This window comes from Peribacillus sp. FW305-BF15 (assembly GCF_058783805.1).
On the sequence record NZ_JBYSYV010000047.1, the window covers coordinates 1 to 13,217 of the forward strand.

Sequence of the window (13,217 nt, forward strand, 5' to 3'; positions counted from 1 at the left end):
TGAGTCCGATAGAATACCGAACTCAGGTCTTAGAAGCTGCTTAAATTATATGTCTAACTTTATTGGGTCAGATCAAGCCCATCTTAATAAGATGGGCTTTTGCTTTTCATTTTCAGCTTGCTTTATTTTTCAACCGATCCAATAAAAATCCACCTTTAAAATAACGTGGTTCATATGAAATGATGAAAGCCTTAGGTTCAAACTTTTCAACGGTTGCTATCAATTCTTGTTCCCGATTGCGTTTGGTCAAGATTTCCATACGATAACGGTTGCTATCCCTGCCCTCGCCCGTATATAGAGTTACACCAAATCCGTTGTTCCTCAATGTATCTACCAAATGTTCATTTTTGGTTTGAGTATTAACGGTTACATTAATAAAACCGATGGCAAGTTTTTGCTCAATTTTCGTACCAAAAATTATTCCGATTCCAAAACCGACTGCATATACAACCATGGCGAGTATGCTTTGGTCACCTCCAAATACGAGGGATAATCCAAAAACGTATATTAACATTTCTGCGATACCCAGTATCGAGGCGAGTATGGTAATATTTTTTACTAAGAAAATGGTTCGCAATGTGTAAATCGGAACATAAATAAGTTGTAATAGTAGAATCAGAAGTATTTCTTTCACTTGAGCACCTCACCAAAATCTTCCAGTTTGATTAGACGTTTCAAATTAGGAATTGTTCATTCCATAAGTAACATCTTCCCTAATATAACCACATCATAATAGGAGAATTCAATGGGGAATATTATGTATTTTTTGTGTCATTTCCATGGACACAGAATTAAAATTCCCATAAGATTTTTCAATATTCTTTTTTTAATAAATTTGGTATCATTATCCTTATTAATTCATATGGGGGAATGATGATGTTTAATTATGATGGTCGGATATTCAAAGCTAAAATCAATTCTGAAAATGGAGAAGTGTCAGGAAATACTACCTTCCACTATTCACAAGACGGCTCAATTCTTTCAGCAAGTTATCAGGGGGGAGAGATTGTTAAAGGGACTTTAATAGGGCTGGTCAATCTGGATGGAACTCTGGAATTCAGATATAATCATATCAATGAAAAAGGGGAAATTAGAGGAGGCAGCTGCCTTTCCACCCCTGAAATGCTGCCTGATGGAAGGTTGCGCTTACATGAAAAGTGGAAATGGTCAGATCTCGAACGGACTGAAGGACATTCCATCATTGAAGAAGTGAGAAAATAACAATCTACTTAGAGGGGTTTGAGGACAATTACTACTATTTGTTTAGTGCGGCATGGTCAAACAGATTGGAATGCACTAGGAAAGCTGCAAGGGCAGACTGATATTCCTTTAAATGAACTTGGAAAGATACAGGCACGGCAATGTGGTGAATTTTTGTCAAAAGATGATTGGGATGTAATTATTACAAGCCCCCTGAAGAGGGCAAGGGAGACGGCGGATATCATTTCGCACTATATTGAAGTACCGGTTATTGAAAAAATGGAATTCATAGAAAAGAATTTTGGCGTCGCTGAAGGAATGACTGCGGCGGAAAGGAAGTCTGCATTCAGGGATAAAGATTATCCTGGTCAGGAAAATCAGGAATCTCTACGAAACAGGCTGATGCATGGGCTCCAGGAAATTCAGAAGGAGTATCCTGAGAAGAAAGTTATACTTGTTGCACATGGAGCAGTCATTCATTTTATTTTACGCTTGATGTCAAATGAGTCAATCGTATCCAACGAAATGCGCTTGTTCAATGCATGTTTGAGTACGATTAGATTTGAAGTTGATTCTTGGATAATTGATGATTTCAATCAAGTGAATCATTTATCTTAGTCCTATTAAGGTAGGTTAGTTAAAAAGGAAATGGTTGATTGAAAAGCTAATTATAGAAAGAAGGAAATCATGACTAATAAGAAGGCATTGATTTTAGGCGCTACAGGTATGGTAGGCACCCAGTTGGTTAAAGAGCTAGGCAAAAGCAAACTCTATAGTGAAATCCATTTGCTGACAAGAAGGGCACTGAAACTCGCCGATCCCAAATGCATAGGTCATGTTGTGGATTTCGGTAATTTATCCAAGTATGCCGATTTGTTCAAAGTCACCGATGTGTTCATTTGTTTGGGTACAACTATTAAAAAGGCTAAATCGAAGGAAGCATTTCGTAAAGTGGATTATGATTATGTAATTGAAGCAGCTAGATTGGCAAAGACATCCAATGTTGAAAAAATACTCGTCATTACGGCCAAGGGTGCCAATTCCAAATCAAAGTTCTTCTACAGCCGTGTTAAAGGTGATGTGGAAGGTACATTACAACATCTGGCATTGAATACTGTACATATTTTCCGTCCTTCCTTACTTCTTGGAGAACGAAAGGAATTCAGGGCAGGTGAAAAGATTTCTGGGCTGCTAAGTACTTTTGCAAAATTTGTCTTTGTAGGCCCTTTACGTCCATATCGTGCAATAGAAGCAAACAAAGTAGCTGCTGCAATGTACGTTGCGGCACAAACGACGGCAAAAGGATATCATTTTTATGATTCTGCTGAAATAGAGGAACTTGCACAAAGAGTTACGATTAATAGTGATCATCCGGATAAAATAGTAAAAAAATAGATACAAGTTTCCTGTAAAAATGAAGGTTTTTAGAAGACCATGCCGACGATATACTGAAAACGGGCCCCAATAGGCTCGTTTTTAAATTCCTGTGTAATAAAGGTGGAGAACCAGAAGGTCTTGGTAATAAGCAATGCCAAAGGTTTTTAGTTGTTTCTATAGCTGAGTTAGCTCAATAAGAAAACCGAGTATAAAGATCCAGGTCTTTTTTAGAAATTTTTCTGATAATGTTTATAGTGCTTTAGACAAGTTATCGATCGCTTCTTGTTCTGATGGAACAAAAAAAAATTGTTCCCTTTATTAAACTCATAAATGAAATCTTTCAGTGGCTTACTGGTATAAGATGAAAAATCCCCTATGATTGCAAATTCAATATGGAAGTTGGCAAATTTTCGAAGGATCCTCCTGCAAGTTTTGTACTTAGCTATAAAAAATCTTCTTAAATTGCTTCTTGTTTAGTACTATTCGACTGCTACCGGTTTTGCTACTAATCGTCATAATTATATCCAATGCACTTTGTGTTCCTTTCAGCTGGTTATCTAAATAATGAAGCCCTAGATAAAATTGACTTCCTTTTTTATAAAGCATTTATAAATTTGAGGAAATGGAGGACAAAGGATTACTATTAATTATAAAAACTTGCCTGTAAAAGGCTCGTTTTAGACTGTAGTCAAACTAGAAGAAAAGCCAGTTTACCTACATTTTTTATTTATAAACGTTTCAGTTGATTGGAACGGAAGGTAAGAGACTCCTGGGGTGAAAGCGAGTACCCGGAGTGGAAATCAACGTTCAAATCTTCCGGATGAAACTTGATTGTAACAGTGATTTCCACTACAATTTGTAGTGGGAGGTGGAAAAGGATGAATATTAAAAATTTTAAATATGATGAAGTTGGACTGAATCGTTTCTTTGGTCCATTGGAAGCAAATATCATGGAATATTTATGGGATAAAGATGAACAAAGCATTAAAGCGGTTCAACAATCATTGGAAGTTGACAAACCTATCAATTTCAACACAGTAATGACCGTCATGAATCGTTTAGTCGAAAAAGGCATTCTTGAAAAGAGGTCTGAAGGAAGGCTTTCATTATTTCGCCCGGTGCAGTCCAAAGAGGAGTTTTTTGAAGAGCAGTCAAAGAAACTGACTGAGAACTTGCTGGATGAATTTGGTGGAGCGGTCATAAGCCATATGCTGGATGCCATGAAAGACGCTGACCAAGGTTTAATTGAAAAATTGGAACAAAAAATTCAATCGTTAAAAAAGGATAAATTATAATGTGGAAGAGAAAGTCTTATTTTGTGATAAGCCTGAGTCTTTTAATAGCCTGTGTAGTATGGTGCCAAATGGGAGCCTTTTTAGTACACATCTTTTTTGGCGTGAATATTAAAGCTAATTTCTTTAAATTTTGTTTTAGTTTATTCAAGGAAGATTCAGTATACTACTTTGTGGTCGTCACACTGCTCAGTATAATAATATCCTATAGTATATTGAGAACCTTATTCAAAATTGCAGAGCAATATTTCTTATCCAGAAGGTTTAAACAAAAGCTTTTTCTTTCAAAAAACGTTGATATGACAAGGAATGTAAATGAAACATTCAATCGGGTCAACAATGATATCTTAGTTGTGAACGCTGAACAGCCTCTTGCGTTTACGATTGGTTTCAGGCGGCCTTTCATTGTGTTCAGTACTGGTTTAATTCGATTACTGGACTTTGATGAACTAGAAGCGGTAGTGGAGCATGAGGCCTTTCACCAAAAGAAATATGATCCACTGGTCATCTTTATTTTACAGTTGATTTCAAATGCGTTATGGTTTGTCCCATTGACAAAATGGTGTCATAAAAATTACAAAATAATAAGTGAATTATCAGCCGACGAAAATGCGATTCATAAAATGGGGACTGAATTAGGAATAAGTGCCGCTTTATTGAAGTTAATTAAACATGGGTGCACTGATAAATCCTTTCCTATCCTTGTTCATTTCTCGAATGAATCAGTTAACTATAGACTTCAGCAATTAATTGATCCCCATAAAACAATTCCTTTAAGGGCTGAAACTACCACGATTTTTGTTTCCATTTATGTTTTGGTTATCCTTATAGGAATGACTATAGTGATTGTCTGATGACTTTCACTTGATTTTTTTACCACTTTACACTACACTTTGTAGTGTTAAATATAAAAAAGGAGATGTGTCATGAATAAACAAGAAATCGGTACCTTTTTATTAAGGGTTATGTTGGGAATTTCATTTTTCTTGCATGGTTTGTCAAAATTCAATGGTGGATTGGAAAACACTTCAGGGTGGTTTCAAAGTATAGGCATTCCGGGATTCATGGCCTATGTAGTCGGTATGATTGAATTGGTTGGAGGAATTGCTTTAATAATAGGTCTTGGAACAAGAATAATTTCTGCCCTCCTTGTATTCATCATGGCTGGTGCAATTGTTTATGTGAAATTCCCAGCAGGTTTTATGGGGAATGGGGAAGGCTCAGGGTATGAACTGGATCTCGTTCTTATGATTATTGCGCTTCACCTAGTATTGAATGGAAGCCGCTTCCTATCTATAGACTCTAAGTTACCAAAACTTAAAAAAACACAGGATTCAGAAAGGATAGCAAGTTAATAAGATTAAGCGACATTACAAAAATTCCAACACTTTTTTCTTGAGGCATGATACCGGTAATCTACTAGGGTCATGCCTTTTTCATTTCACCTATTCTTATTTGAAATGCTTCATGATTTGAAAAACCACGAATTAAAGAAGTTTTCCATAACTGCCATAACGTGACATACTTTGTCTATACATCAATAACCTTGGAATTTTCAATTCAACATGTAGAAAATTTGATAGTTTTCTGTAAATTCCCATTTACGAACGCATGTTCTGTGTTATAAAATTCAATCATGGGTAATAATGGTATAGTGATTATTGCCATTGACAGTTCAAAAGCAAGCTTGGAAATTTCCAAGCTTAGTAAAAAAATCAAAACAAAAGGAGTCATCTAATTATGACCATGCGATTATCTCCATATTTAATGATGAACGGAAATGCGAAGGAAGCGATTCAATTTTACGAAAAAGCATTGGATGCAAAAGTCCTCTTTAATCAAACTTTTGGAGAAATGCCAGAAAATCCCGAATTTCCTCTGCCAGAAGAAGCTAAGGATCTTGTGGCACACGCAATGTTAAAGGTTGGGGAAACGGACTTCATGTTTTCGGATACGTTTCCAGGTCAAACCAGTCAATCTGGTGATCAAGTCACGATCTGCATTTCAATTAACGAAATTGAAAAATCAAAACGAATCTTTGAAACTTTGTCGCAAGGTGGAGAAGTAAAAATGCCTCTGCAGGAAGCTTTTTTCAGCCCTGCTTATGGGATTGTAACAGACAAATTCGGTGTAACCTTTCAAATTTATACAGAGGGTGAAAAATAATTTGTTAAATAATAACAGCTGTTTTGGTGAATAGTTGCAGCTGTAATGTGTGAATAAATAAATCCCGATTTCTCATTAATATTACTGAGAGACCGGGATTTTTAAGTATGACTCTTATCTCTTTTCATAGGGCATCAAAAGATCCCCCCACGGAAGCATATAAGATAACATCACGTTTATAGATTAAGTAGGCGTTCTATTCTCACTGTCACTGGATTCTAGATTCAATCTGAATGTATATATATAGCTCGTCACTCCACCAATGATATCATGAATACGTAGTTTTCTGGTTCCACAATTTTACTCTGATACATTATCGTTATCTCCCTGTGATATTCGTCATATATTCTTCATCTATTTGTTCTTTGTTTAGAATATGCCTATGCTATTATTTAAAACATTGACATACAAATTAGGCTCCTTCTTTGTAAAAATTTTTCCTTTTAATAAGGTACTATCATATCATTCGAAGTAACAATTCATTGCGTAATAAGGGGAAAGGGGAAACAATGTGAACACAGATCAAGCTTTCGACCTGCTAAAGGATGCAGGAGTATCAGAAAGCAGTAGTATACAAACTGTTAGACGCTGGCTTCGTGAAGGTAAGATTAAATATGAGGGAGGCATCGGGAATAGGAAAACCGGATACATAATGGATGACACAGATCAAGCATTTGAAATGTTAAAAGATGCAGGAGTAACAGAAAGTAATAGTGTACAGACTGTCAGGCGCTGGCTTGGCGAAGGTAAGATTAAATACGCCGGGAACGGAAAGAGGAACACCGGATACATAAGTGATGACACAGCTTCAAAGCTGGCTATAAATGATAGTATAAATCAAAATAAGGACGAAATCATACACCGATTAAAATTAAAAATACAAGCTCAAGAAAAGCATATAGAAGGTATCGAAGAGCTTCATGAGACAGCAAAAAGAATATTGATTCAGCAAAGGGATATGTTCAAAAAGGAAGTTGCCATTCTAAAGAATGAGAAAAGTGAATTACAAAATGAATCAAAGGATTTATTAAAAGAAAATATTGAATTACGTAATGAATTGATAAAATTAAAAGAAAAAATCAGAAACAATTACATGATGGACTCCACTATTCAATCCAATGATTATAGTGAAAAATTAGGGCTTTCTAAAATGGCGAGCGATAAAGAAGTATTGGCAGAATATAAAGGGTTACTAAAAATAACTCATCCAGACCATAATGGCAACGCGAAGGTATTTCATTACATTAAGACTGATTACGATAATTTTAGAAAGAGCAACAAAGGTAAATGAATAGTGAATGCATGCAAAGGTATTTTTACATCAAACCTAAAGAAAAACCTAGGGGAAAAGCGTAATTTGAAACGTCGGAAATAGTTTGATGGGACGAAACAATGTCAATTTAGACTATTGATCATTATTTTATGTTTGGCGATTTTAAATAGGAGAATTTTAAATGAACGAATAGGTGCCATTGTTCATTAGGCACCTAAAATTGAGGCTTTTAAAGTCTATCGTATACACATCATGAGCGGCTACTCTGTCTCCTCATCCATTGTGTTGCAACCCATTTTTCCCCCGTGATAACGGGCGCCCCACCGTGTAAAGTTAGTTCGTTTAGGTTTTTATCGTTGTAAAAATATTCGAAATACACAGCCATTCCCTTTCGCGGAGATACTGAAAAATTCAATTTAGGAAAAAAAGTTTCCCCTCCATGCTCCACATCATTTAAGTACAAGATGATTGTGCTAATTCTATTATTTTTTGCTGCAATACTTGAAGATGTAAAAAAATCAAAATGAGCTTTATACTCTTGTCCAGGAGTGTATTTAAGAATTTGAATACCCTCTCCATGTTCAACGGGTATATTCATGATTGTTGATATCCTTTTTTCAATTTTGGTAAGGATGTCATATTCATTTTCTTGAAAAAACATACTGCTGCTTGTTCTTATCTCATTTACTTCGTGCGTAACTCCAATTTTGGAACGATTCATTTTGTCTTTTGACATTTCAATAAGTCCGTCACATTCTTCGTCACTCAAAACATTTTCTAAAACTACAATTAGAGGTTCTTCTAATCTAGCAACTACATTTATTTCTCTGTCTTCAGTTTTGATTTTATTTCCAATATGATTAAAAATCGTTTGTTCTTTACTTGTTTTATTATCCACTGTCAACTTTCATCGACTCCCAAAAGAATGAATTTTCAGAACCAAAAGTTTGGATTATTCTGTAAGCATTTTCCTATGTTAATTATACCATGAACATTGTTATGTATCTGTTACTTATTTCCGTCGACAAGTAAAAATTACTGGATGAAAGCTATTCTCTTAACCCTATCAAAGCCGTTTTCTTTCAGAATGAGCACAATGAAAAGGGGACGGAGGATTCAAACCAAGAATCTTAGAGAAAAAGAGACAAAGGATAAAAAGTAATAGTACGATAGTGAATGTTAAGGAGTGATTGAAAGTGGAGAACTTTAAATCTATCTGTGTTACTGAAGGAATTAAAAAAGTGGATGTGATAAAAAATCCGACGTCGTTTCCACTGATCGAAAAGGGGGCGCAAGGGGCCGTTTTTAAAATTTCTTCAGATAAATGTGTGAAAATTTGTGCAAAACCAGAATTTGCGGCTAAAGAGGGAAATGTATTAAAAATTGCACAGGAGTCTCCCACTATTCCACGGCTTTATGAGGTGGGGCATAACTATATTATTATGGAATATCTTGAAGGGCCAACTTTATTTCAATATTTAGAATCTGGGGGGATCCTATCCGAAAAATTGATGAGGCAAATTCTTTTTGTTTTAGAAGAAATGAAGCGATTAAATTTTACCAGATTGGATGCCGATTTGCGCCACATTATTGTAACTAAGGAAGAAGAGTTAAAAGTAATAGATCATTATAGCTCCTTTACACGGATTCGAAACAAACCAGAGTTGATATTCAAAGGCCTAAAAAAGTTAGGTCTATTACCAATGTTCTTGGAAGAGTTAAAAGAAATGGCTCCCGAATCCTATATAGAATGGAAAAATTTATAAATAAAAAAGTAACTCCTTTAAAGCAAATAAGAGTTACTTTTTTCTATGGAAATAACCAGCGTTATTTGGGATTGCTATGATGCTGGATGATACGTTCAACGATTTCAGGCAATTTATTTTTCTGTTCTAAAAGAAACTTGTAGAGAGCATCTCTATCCTTCGTTTTCACATTCCACTCTTTAGGGAGGGATTCGATTACTTGATAGATCGATTTGTTCGGCAATTTCACAATTTTTTCTATAAACGATGTAAGCTCTTTGTGATCATCGAGAAGAGAGAAGGCCCACTTATAAAAAGGCCAATGGTAGTTATATACTGGTGTTTCACTTAATGTTTGAGCAGACCATTGGTAGCGTCCTGGAAAAACTCTGCCATGATCAATCATATGGACATAATATCCGCCATCGCTGAGATTTTCCAAAATGACATTCATCGTACCTCGATCAGAGTTATTCACCCATTGGTCGAATACCGTTATACCGGCAAGCATATCCCGGTTTTTAACATCCGTCTTTGTGGGAGGATTTTCTCTAACATTCTCGAAAACGGTACTGTTTCTAATAAATACACAGCCATATTGGTATCCAGAACTATAGTTGTGTTGAGTGGATTGTAATTCAGGCGTCTTCTTGATGAAATCTTCCGGTATATATACAAGATCAAATGGGATAACGGGAAGTGAAAGGAGCTCTGCCAACTTTCCGATCAGGTATTCATTGACCACTTCCTTTTCTCTGTCTTTCTTAGTATCGAACCACTTCACGACATATTCTTTACCATCGCTGAAAAGAATGACATGTGCGGTTCCGCCCCTTAATGTTTGTACATATTTAACTGGATATTTTGTCATATCACTTTGTCTCCTTTACAAATATTTGTCTAGCTCTTTTTCATTTTCACCTTATCTTTTTCATTAACATTATTGCTTCTGTATTGATTGATGAAATTCATTATAAGTTTCGGTAAATGACTTTTCTTAAAAGAAATTTGTACAGCACTTCACTTTTTTCCTTTGGGAAGGAATACAAATCATGTTAAAACCCATCATTTAGCATAGAGACGGCAAATGGATAAGTTTCTTGGTAACTGATACAGTACCTGAGAACTCATTTTTGCATGCTACGATATCACCCGAATTCTGGGATCAATCATATGGACAAAATTGTCGCCTTCACTAAGTTCAAGTAAAATACTATTCTCGATAAATAAACACGAATAGTGGATCTGAACTAAATTTGTATTTTTGGAATGTAATTTGGGAGTATTTTTATGATTTCGTCATGGGTATAAATTAGTCCGACGGGGACAAAAGGAAGGAACAATGCTAATTTATTGCACAGATACTCAATTACTACTATTATTGGTTCTTTTATTTTCAGTGCCATTCATTTAATTACAAACTTTTTACCATCGCTAAAAAGCATGACATGTACCTTTCCACAAATTAATGATTTTACGAGCTCAACAGGTTATTTTGGACTGACTCATGGTTAATTAATTTCGTTGTTTTTTTCTATTAAGCTGTATAGCCTTTGTTGTTCGATGATTTGTTTATTCAAATCGAAATTTTCATCAATTACCTGTCTTGCACTTCTGGTATATCTCTTCCATACTCTTGGATGACTCAGGAAATATTTTAGACCTTGAGCCAATTTTAAATCATCTTTCTCAGGAACAAGGTAACCTGTTTTTTTATGCTCAATCAATTCCGGAATCCCAGCGTGAAAGGTGGAGATGACTGGTAAACCACTTGCCATAGCTTCTTTTAGTGCATTTGGAATCCCTTCTACATCACCATCTTCGCCTGTTTCACTGGCAAGGCAAAAGAGGTGGGAATCTCTTAATTCGTTAGAAATTTGGTTTGAATCCATTGGTCCTCTAAGAAAAACGCGCTCGTTTAATTGATTTTCATCAATGAAAATTCTTAACTTCTCTTCATCTTTACCTGTCCCAATGATGTGCAGTGTCGTTCTTGGGTATTCCTGATGAATCCGTTGAAAAGCCTTCAAAAGTGTAAGGAATCCCTTTTTCTCGACAAGTCTGGCTACGGACAAGATTCGGATTTCTCCTTCATTAGGTAGGGAACGTTGGACAAATGGGTATAAATCTAAATCCAGCCCCCCATATAGTACATGTATTTTATCTTCTTTAAATCCTAATTTTTTTAATTCATCTGCAAGAAAATGGCAGACTGAAAAACAAGCAGCTCCATGTTTTACTAAATTTTGATATCGGAGGACATTTTTGCGAAATCTCTTAAATGTTTGAGTGGAAGAATCACGTCCTCGAAAATGTACAACCAAAGGTATATCATACTCTATAGCTGCTGGTAATATATCGATGGAATGTTTCCCCTGATGAGCGTGAATCGCTACGACATTTTGCTCCTTAAAGAAGGCTCCAAGGTCTTGAATTTCGTTCAAATTATAATAGTGTTCAAACTGATATTGAACATTGTCGCAATTTGGGTATGGGCCTATAACAATAGGGCGATATTGATCCAGCATAATGATTTGATTGTACATAAATCCTTGATTGATTTTTATAGGTTCTCTAATGTAAAAAGCGATTGTCTTCACTATTTCAATCCCTTTCTTCTATCTAAAATCAAATTTTCGATAAAACTTTGAAATATTTGGCGATCTCGTTCAGAAAGATCATTCGGAAAAGCGGACCATTTAAAAAATTGTACTTTTTGTATTTCTATATCATCAGGTTTTAAATCTCCGCTGAGTATTTCTTCGGTAACGTAAGCAATGTTGACTGAAAAGTATTGATCACCATTAGGCAGCTTCGTAAAATAGTCCTTCCCTGAAAAAACGCCAATTAATTGAAGGTTTCCGATGTTAATTCCTGTTTCCTCCAAAATTTCACGTCTGCATGCCTCTTCCGCAGATTCTCCTAATTCGATGAAGCCGCCCGGCAATTTCCACATTTTTTCGGATTGTACCATTAGAAAACGGCTGTTCTGATCGATAACCAAAACGGTGACCCCAGTAAGTATCAAAGCTCTAGTTCCAACGAGAGCACGTAAATCTTCAATGTATCCCATCTCAAGTCCCCTTTCTGATATTTTCTGGTTAATCCACTTTTATAGTAAATGCAAAATGGAAAAGATTTGAAACGGACAAGTACATATATTTGTTTGTTTTTTGTAAAGTTCTTATTTGTATGTGTATGAGCATAAGAATCTGAAGAAATGCTAGGAAAGGCTTTCCTTAAGAACTCAATAAAAGAAGGTATGACTTAATTTTTTGAAAAAGTGTTATTATCCTAAAGCAACTATTCGATGATTTCATAGTATAGATATTATGGTTATTAATAAGCAGCAAAGAGGTGGTAGATCAGATGAATGATTTTAAATTAATTAGGGTTGAAAGAATTGAAAAGAACGGTAAAAAGGAACTTCTTATTCATAATCCAACCACATTAAAACTAATTGGGGCAGGAAGTCAAGGTGCAGTTTTTCAGCTTGATGAAGATATTTGCGTAAAAATCTATGTCAATCCAAATGCAGCAACTAAAGAGGGGAAAGCACTTGAAGCAGCTAAGGATACTCATATTGTTCCGAGGTTATATGAAGTCGGACCAAACTATGTAATTATGGAATATTTAAAAGGTCCTAATCTAAAAGATTTTTTGAAAGGGAAGCAAGATATTCCCGAATCGATTACAGAACAAATCATAATGATTCGAAAGGAACTGAAGAGAGTTGGATTTATTAGAATCAAGACCTCAATCGGACATTTTGTTGTAACAAAGGGAAATGTGCTGAAAGCAATCGATCATTCAGATGGCCTCACAATGAATGATCCATATAATCCAAAGATGTTTCGTGATTTAAAGAAATTGGGGTTATTGGATACTTTCCTGAAACAAGCAAAGAAAATCGATCCTGAATCGTATGAAGAATGGCAAAAAAATATCGACTTCAATGCGATATAAATGAGAATATGCGAAATGTTAAGTGGGCCAATATCGCAAAAAATCTATGATGATTTCCTACAAATCCAATTATGTCGTACAAGCAGGGAAACTTAAAAGAGGAAAGTCGAACCCTTAACATTGAACTGCACCCCAATTGTTAGACACAACTAACAATTGGAGGTGCAGCTTTTTTATGGCGAGATTTTCTTCAGAAGA

General features: G+C 35.5%; 16 protein-coding genes. 10 read left to right on the plus strand and 6 right to left on the minus strand.

From position 1 onward, the window contains the following. Positions 1 to 112 precede the first annotated feature (112 nt). Positions 113 to 634, minus strand: coding sequence for a DUF2179 domain-containing protein (locus AC3WLU_RS26075; RefSeq protein WP_034306915.1), 522 nt, complete (start codon positions 632 to 634; stop codon positions 113 to 115). A gap of 242 nt (positions 635 to 876) precedes the next feature. Here AC3WLU_RS26075 and AC3WLU_RS26080 point away from each other — a divergent pair, with 242 nt between their 5' ends. From AC3WLU_RS26080 to AC3WLU_RS26090, 3 genes are all read left to right on the plus strand, one after another. Then, positions 877 to 1,221, plus strand: coding sequence for an avidin-fold protein (locus AC3WLU_RS26080; RefSeq protein WP_048680864.1), 345 nt, complete (start codon positions 877 to 879; stop codon positions 1,219 to 1,221). Between the two features lie 27 nt (positions 1,222 to 1,248). Continuing rightward, positions 1,249 to 1,818, plus strand: a complete 570-nt coding sequence (locus AC3WLU_RS26085) for a histidine phosphatase family protein (RefSeq protein ID WP_492598176.1) — start codon at positions 1,249 to 1,251, stop codon at positions 1,816 to 1,818. A 69-nt stretch (positions 1,819 to 1,887) separates the two neighbouring features. Beyond that, positions 1,888 to 2,595, plus strand: coding sequence for an NAD(P)H-binding protein (locus AC3WLU_RS26090; protein WP_411740212.1), 708 nt, complete (start codon positions 1,888 to 1,890; stop codon positions 2,593 to 2,595). 209 nt (positions 2,596 to 2,804) lie between these two features. On the opposite strand, the gene AC3WLU_RS26095 is transcribed toward AC3WLU_RS26090, so the two are convergent. Further along, positions 2,805 to 3,023 carry a DUF4180 domain-containing protein gene (locus tag AC3WLU_RS26095; RefSeq protein ID WP_492598177.1) on the minus strand — a complete coding sequence of 73 codons (219 nt, stop codon included), beginning with the start codon at positions 3,021 to 3,023 and terminating at the stop codon, positions 2,805 to 2,807. A 432-nt stretch (positions 3,024 to 3,455) separates the two neighbouring features. Here AC3WLU_RS26095 and AC3WLU_RS26100 point away from each other — a divergent pair, with 432 nt between their 5' ends. The 5 genes from AC3WLU_RS26100 to AC3WLU_RS26120 all read left to right on the plus strand — a co-directional run bounded on the left by AC3WLU_RS26100 (position 3,456) and on the right by AC3WLU_RS26120 (position 7,326). After that, positions 3,456 to 3,872, plus strand: coding sequence for a BlaI/MecI/CopY family transcriptional regulator (locus AC3WLU_RS26100; protein ID WP_057277570.1), 417 nt, complete (start codon positions 3,456 to 3,458; stop codon positions 3,870 to 3,872). Continuing rightward, positions 3,872 to 4,723: a M56 family metallopeptidase gene (locus AC3WLU_RS26105; protein WP_492598173.1), complete on the plus strand. Its 852-nt coding sequence runs from the start codon at positions 3,872 to 3,874 to the stop codon at positions 4,721 to 4,723. The genes AC3WLU_RS26100 and AC3WLU_RS26105 overlap by 1 nt, the downstream gene beginning before the upstream one ends. 72 nt (positions 4,724 to 4,795) lie before the next feature. After that, a complete protein-coding gene (locus AC3WLU_RS26110) occupies positions 4,796 to 5,224 on the plus strand; it encodes a DoxX family protein (RefSeq protein ID WP_492598174.1) in 429 nt (142 codons plus the stop codon). 385 nt (positions 5,225 to 5,609) lie between these two features. Then, on the plus strand, positions 5,610 to 6,035 hold the full coding sequence (locus AC3WLU_RS26115) for a VOC family protein (protein ID WP_057277574.1): 426 nt from the start codon (positions 5,610 to 5,612) through the stop codon (positions 6,033 to 6,035). A 511-nt stretch (positions 6,036 to 6,546) separates the two neighbouring features. Beyond that, the gene (locus AC3WLU_RS26120) at positions 6,547 to 7,326 is read left to right on the plus strand and encodes a hypothetical protein (protein WP_063576160.1); all 780 of its coding nucleotides are present in this window, start codon (positions 6,547 to 6,549) and stop codon (positions 7,324 to 7,326) included. A gap of 232 nt (positions 7,327 to 7,558) precedes the next feature. On the opposite strand, the gene AC3WLU_RS26125 is transcribed toward AC3WLU_RS26120, so the two are convergent. Continuing rightward, on the minus strand, positions 7,559 to 8,212 hold the full coding sequence (locus AC3WLU_RS26125) for a 2OG-Fe(II) oxygenase (RefSeq protein WP_063576161.1): 654 nt from the start codon (positions 8,210 to 8,212) through the stop codon (positions 7,559 to 7,561). Positions 8,213 to 8,504: 292 nt separating this feature from the next. Here AC3WLU_RS26125 and AC3WLU_RS26130 point away from each other — a divergent pair, with 292 nt between their 5' ends. Further along, positions 8,505 to 9,074: a kinase gene (locus AC3WLU_RS26130; protein WP_492598175.1), complete on the plus strand. Its 570-nt coding sequence runs from the start codon at positions 8,505 to 8,507 to the stop codon at positions 9,072 to 9,074. Between the two features lie 61 nt (positions 9,075 to 9,135). Here the strand turns inward: AC3WLU_RS26130 and AC3WLU_RS26135 are convergent, their stop codons facing one another. From AC3WLU_RS26135 to AC3WLU_RS26145, 3 genes are all read right to left on the minus strand, one after another. Then, entirely contained in the window at positions 9,136 to 9,924 is a 789-nt protein-coding gene (locus AC3WLU_RS26135) for a HipA family kinase (protein ID WP_057277578.1), read from the minus strand. Positions 9,925 to 10,564: 640 nt separating this feature from the next. Next, positions 10,565 to 11,653: a glycosyltransferase gene (locus AC3WLU_RS26140; protein WP_222619818.1), complete on the minus strand. Its 1,089-nt coding sequence runs from the start codon at positions 11,651 to 11,653 to the stop codon at positions 10,565 to 10,567. Further along, positions 11,653 to 12,126, minus strand: coding sequence for an NUDIX hydrolase (locus AC3WLU_RS26145; RefSeq protein ID WP_057277580.1), 474 nt, complete (start codon positions 12,124 to 12,126; stop codon positions 11,653 to 11,655). Before AC3WLU_RS26145 ends, AC3WLU_RS26140 begins: the two co-directional genes overlap by 1 nt. A 296-nt stretch (positions 12,127 to 12,422) precedes the next feature. Between AC3WLU_RS26145 and AC3WLU_RS26150 the strand changes: the two genes are divergently transcribed. Continuing rightward, positions 12,423 to 13,019 (plus strand): hypothetical protein, encoded by a 597-nt coding sequence (locus tag AC3WLU_RS26150; RefSeq protein ID WP_052137250.1) that lies wholly within the window; start codon positions 12,423 to 12,425, stop codon positions 13,017 to 13,019. Positions 13,020 to 13,217: the final 198 nt, after the last annotated feature.

Coding starts and splice junctions, on each gene's coding strand:
- AC3WLU_RS26105 (WP_492598173.1), top strand. CDS start 3,872: ATGTGGAAGAGAAAGTCTTATTTTGTGATAAGCCTGAGTCTTTTAATA.
- AC3WLU_RS26090 (WP_411740212.1), top strand. CDS start 1,888: ATGACTAATAAGAAGGCATTGATTTTAGGCGCTACAGGTATGGTAGGC.
- AC3WLU_RS26145 (WP_057277580.1), bottom strand. CDS start 12,126: ATGGGATACATTGAAGATTTACGTGCTCTCGTTGGAACTAGAGCTTTG.
- AC3WLU_RS26100 (WP_057277570.1), top strand. CDS start 3,456: ATGAATATTAAAAATTTTAAATATGATGAAGTTGGACTGAATCGTTTC.
- AC3WLU_RS26150 (WP_052137250.1), top strand. CDS start 12,423: ATGAATGATTTTAAATTAATTAGGGTTGAAAGAATTGAAAAGAACGGT.
- AC3WLU_RS26115 (WP_057277574.1), top strand. CDS start 5,610: ATGACCATGCGATTATCTCCATATTTAATGATGAACGGAAATGCGAAG.
- AC3WLU_RS26110 (WP_492598174.1), top strand. CDS start 4,796: ATGAATAAACAAGAAATCGGTACCTTTTTATTAAGGGTTATGTTGGGA.
- AC3WLU_RS26135 (WP_057277578.1), bottom strand. CDS start 9,924: ATGACAAAATATCCAGTTAAATATGTACAAACATTAAGGGGCGGAACC.
- AC3WLU_RS26080 (WP_048680864.1), top strand. CDS start 877: ATGTTTAATTATGATGGTCGGATATTCAAAGCTAAAATCAATTCTGAA.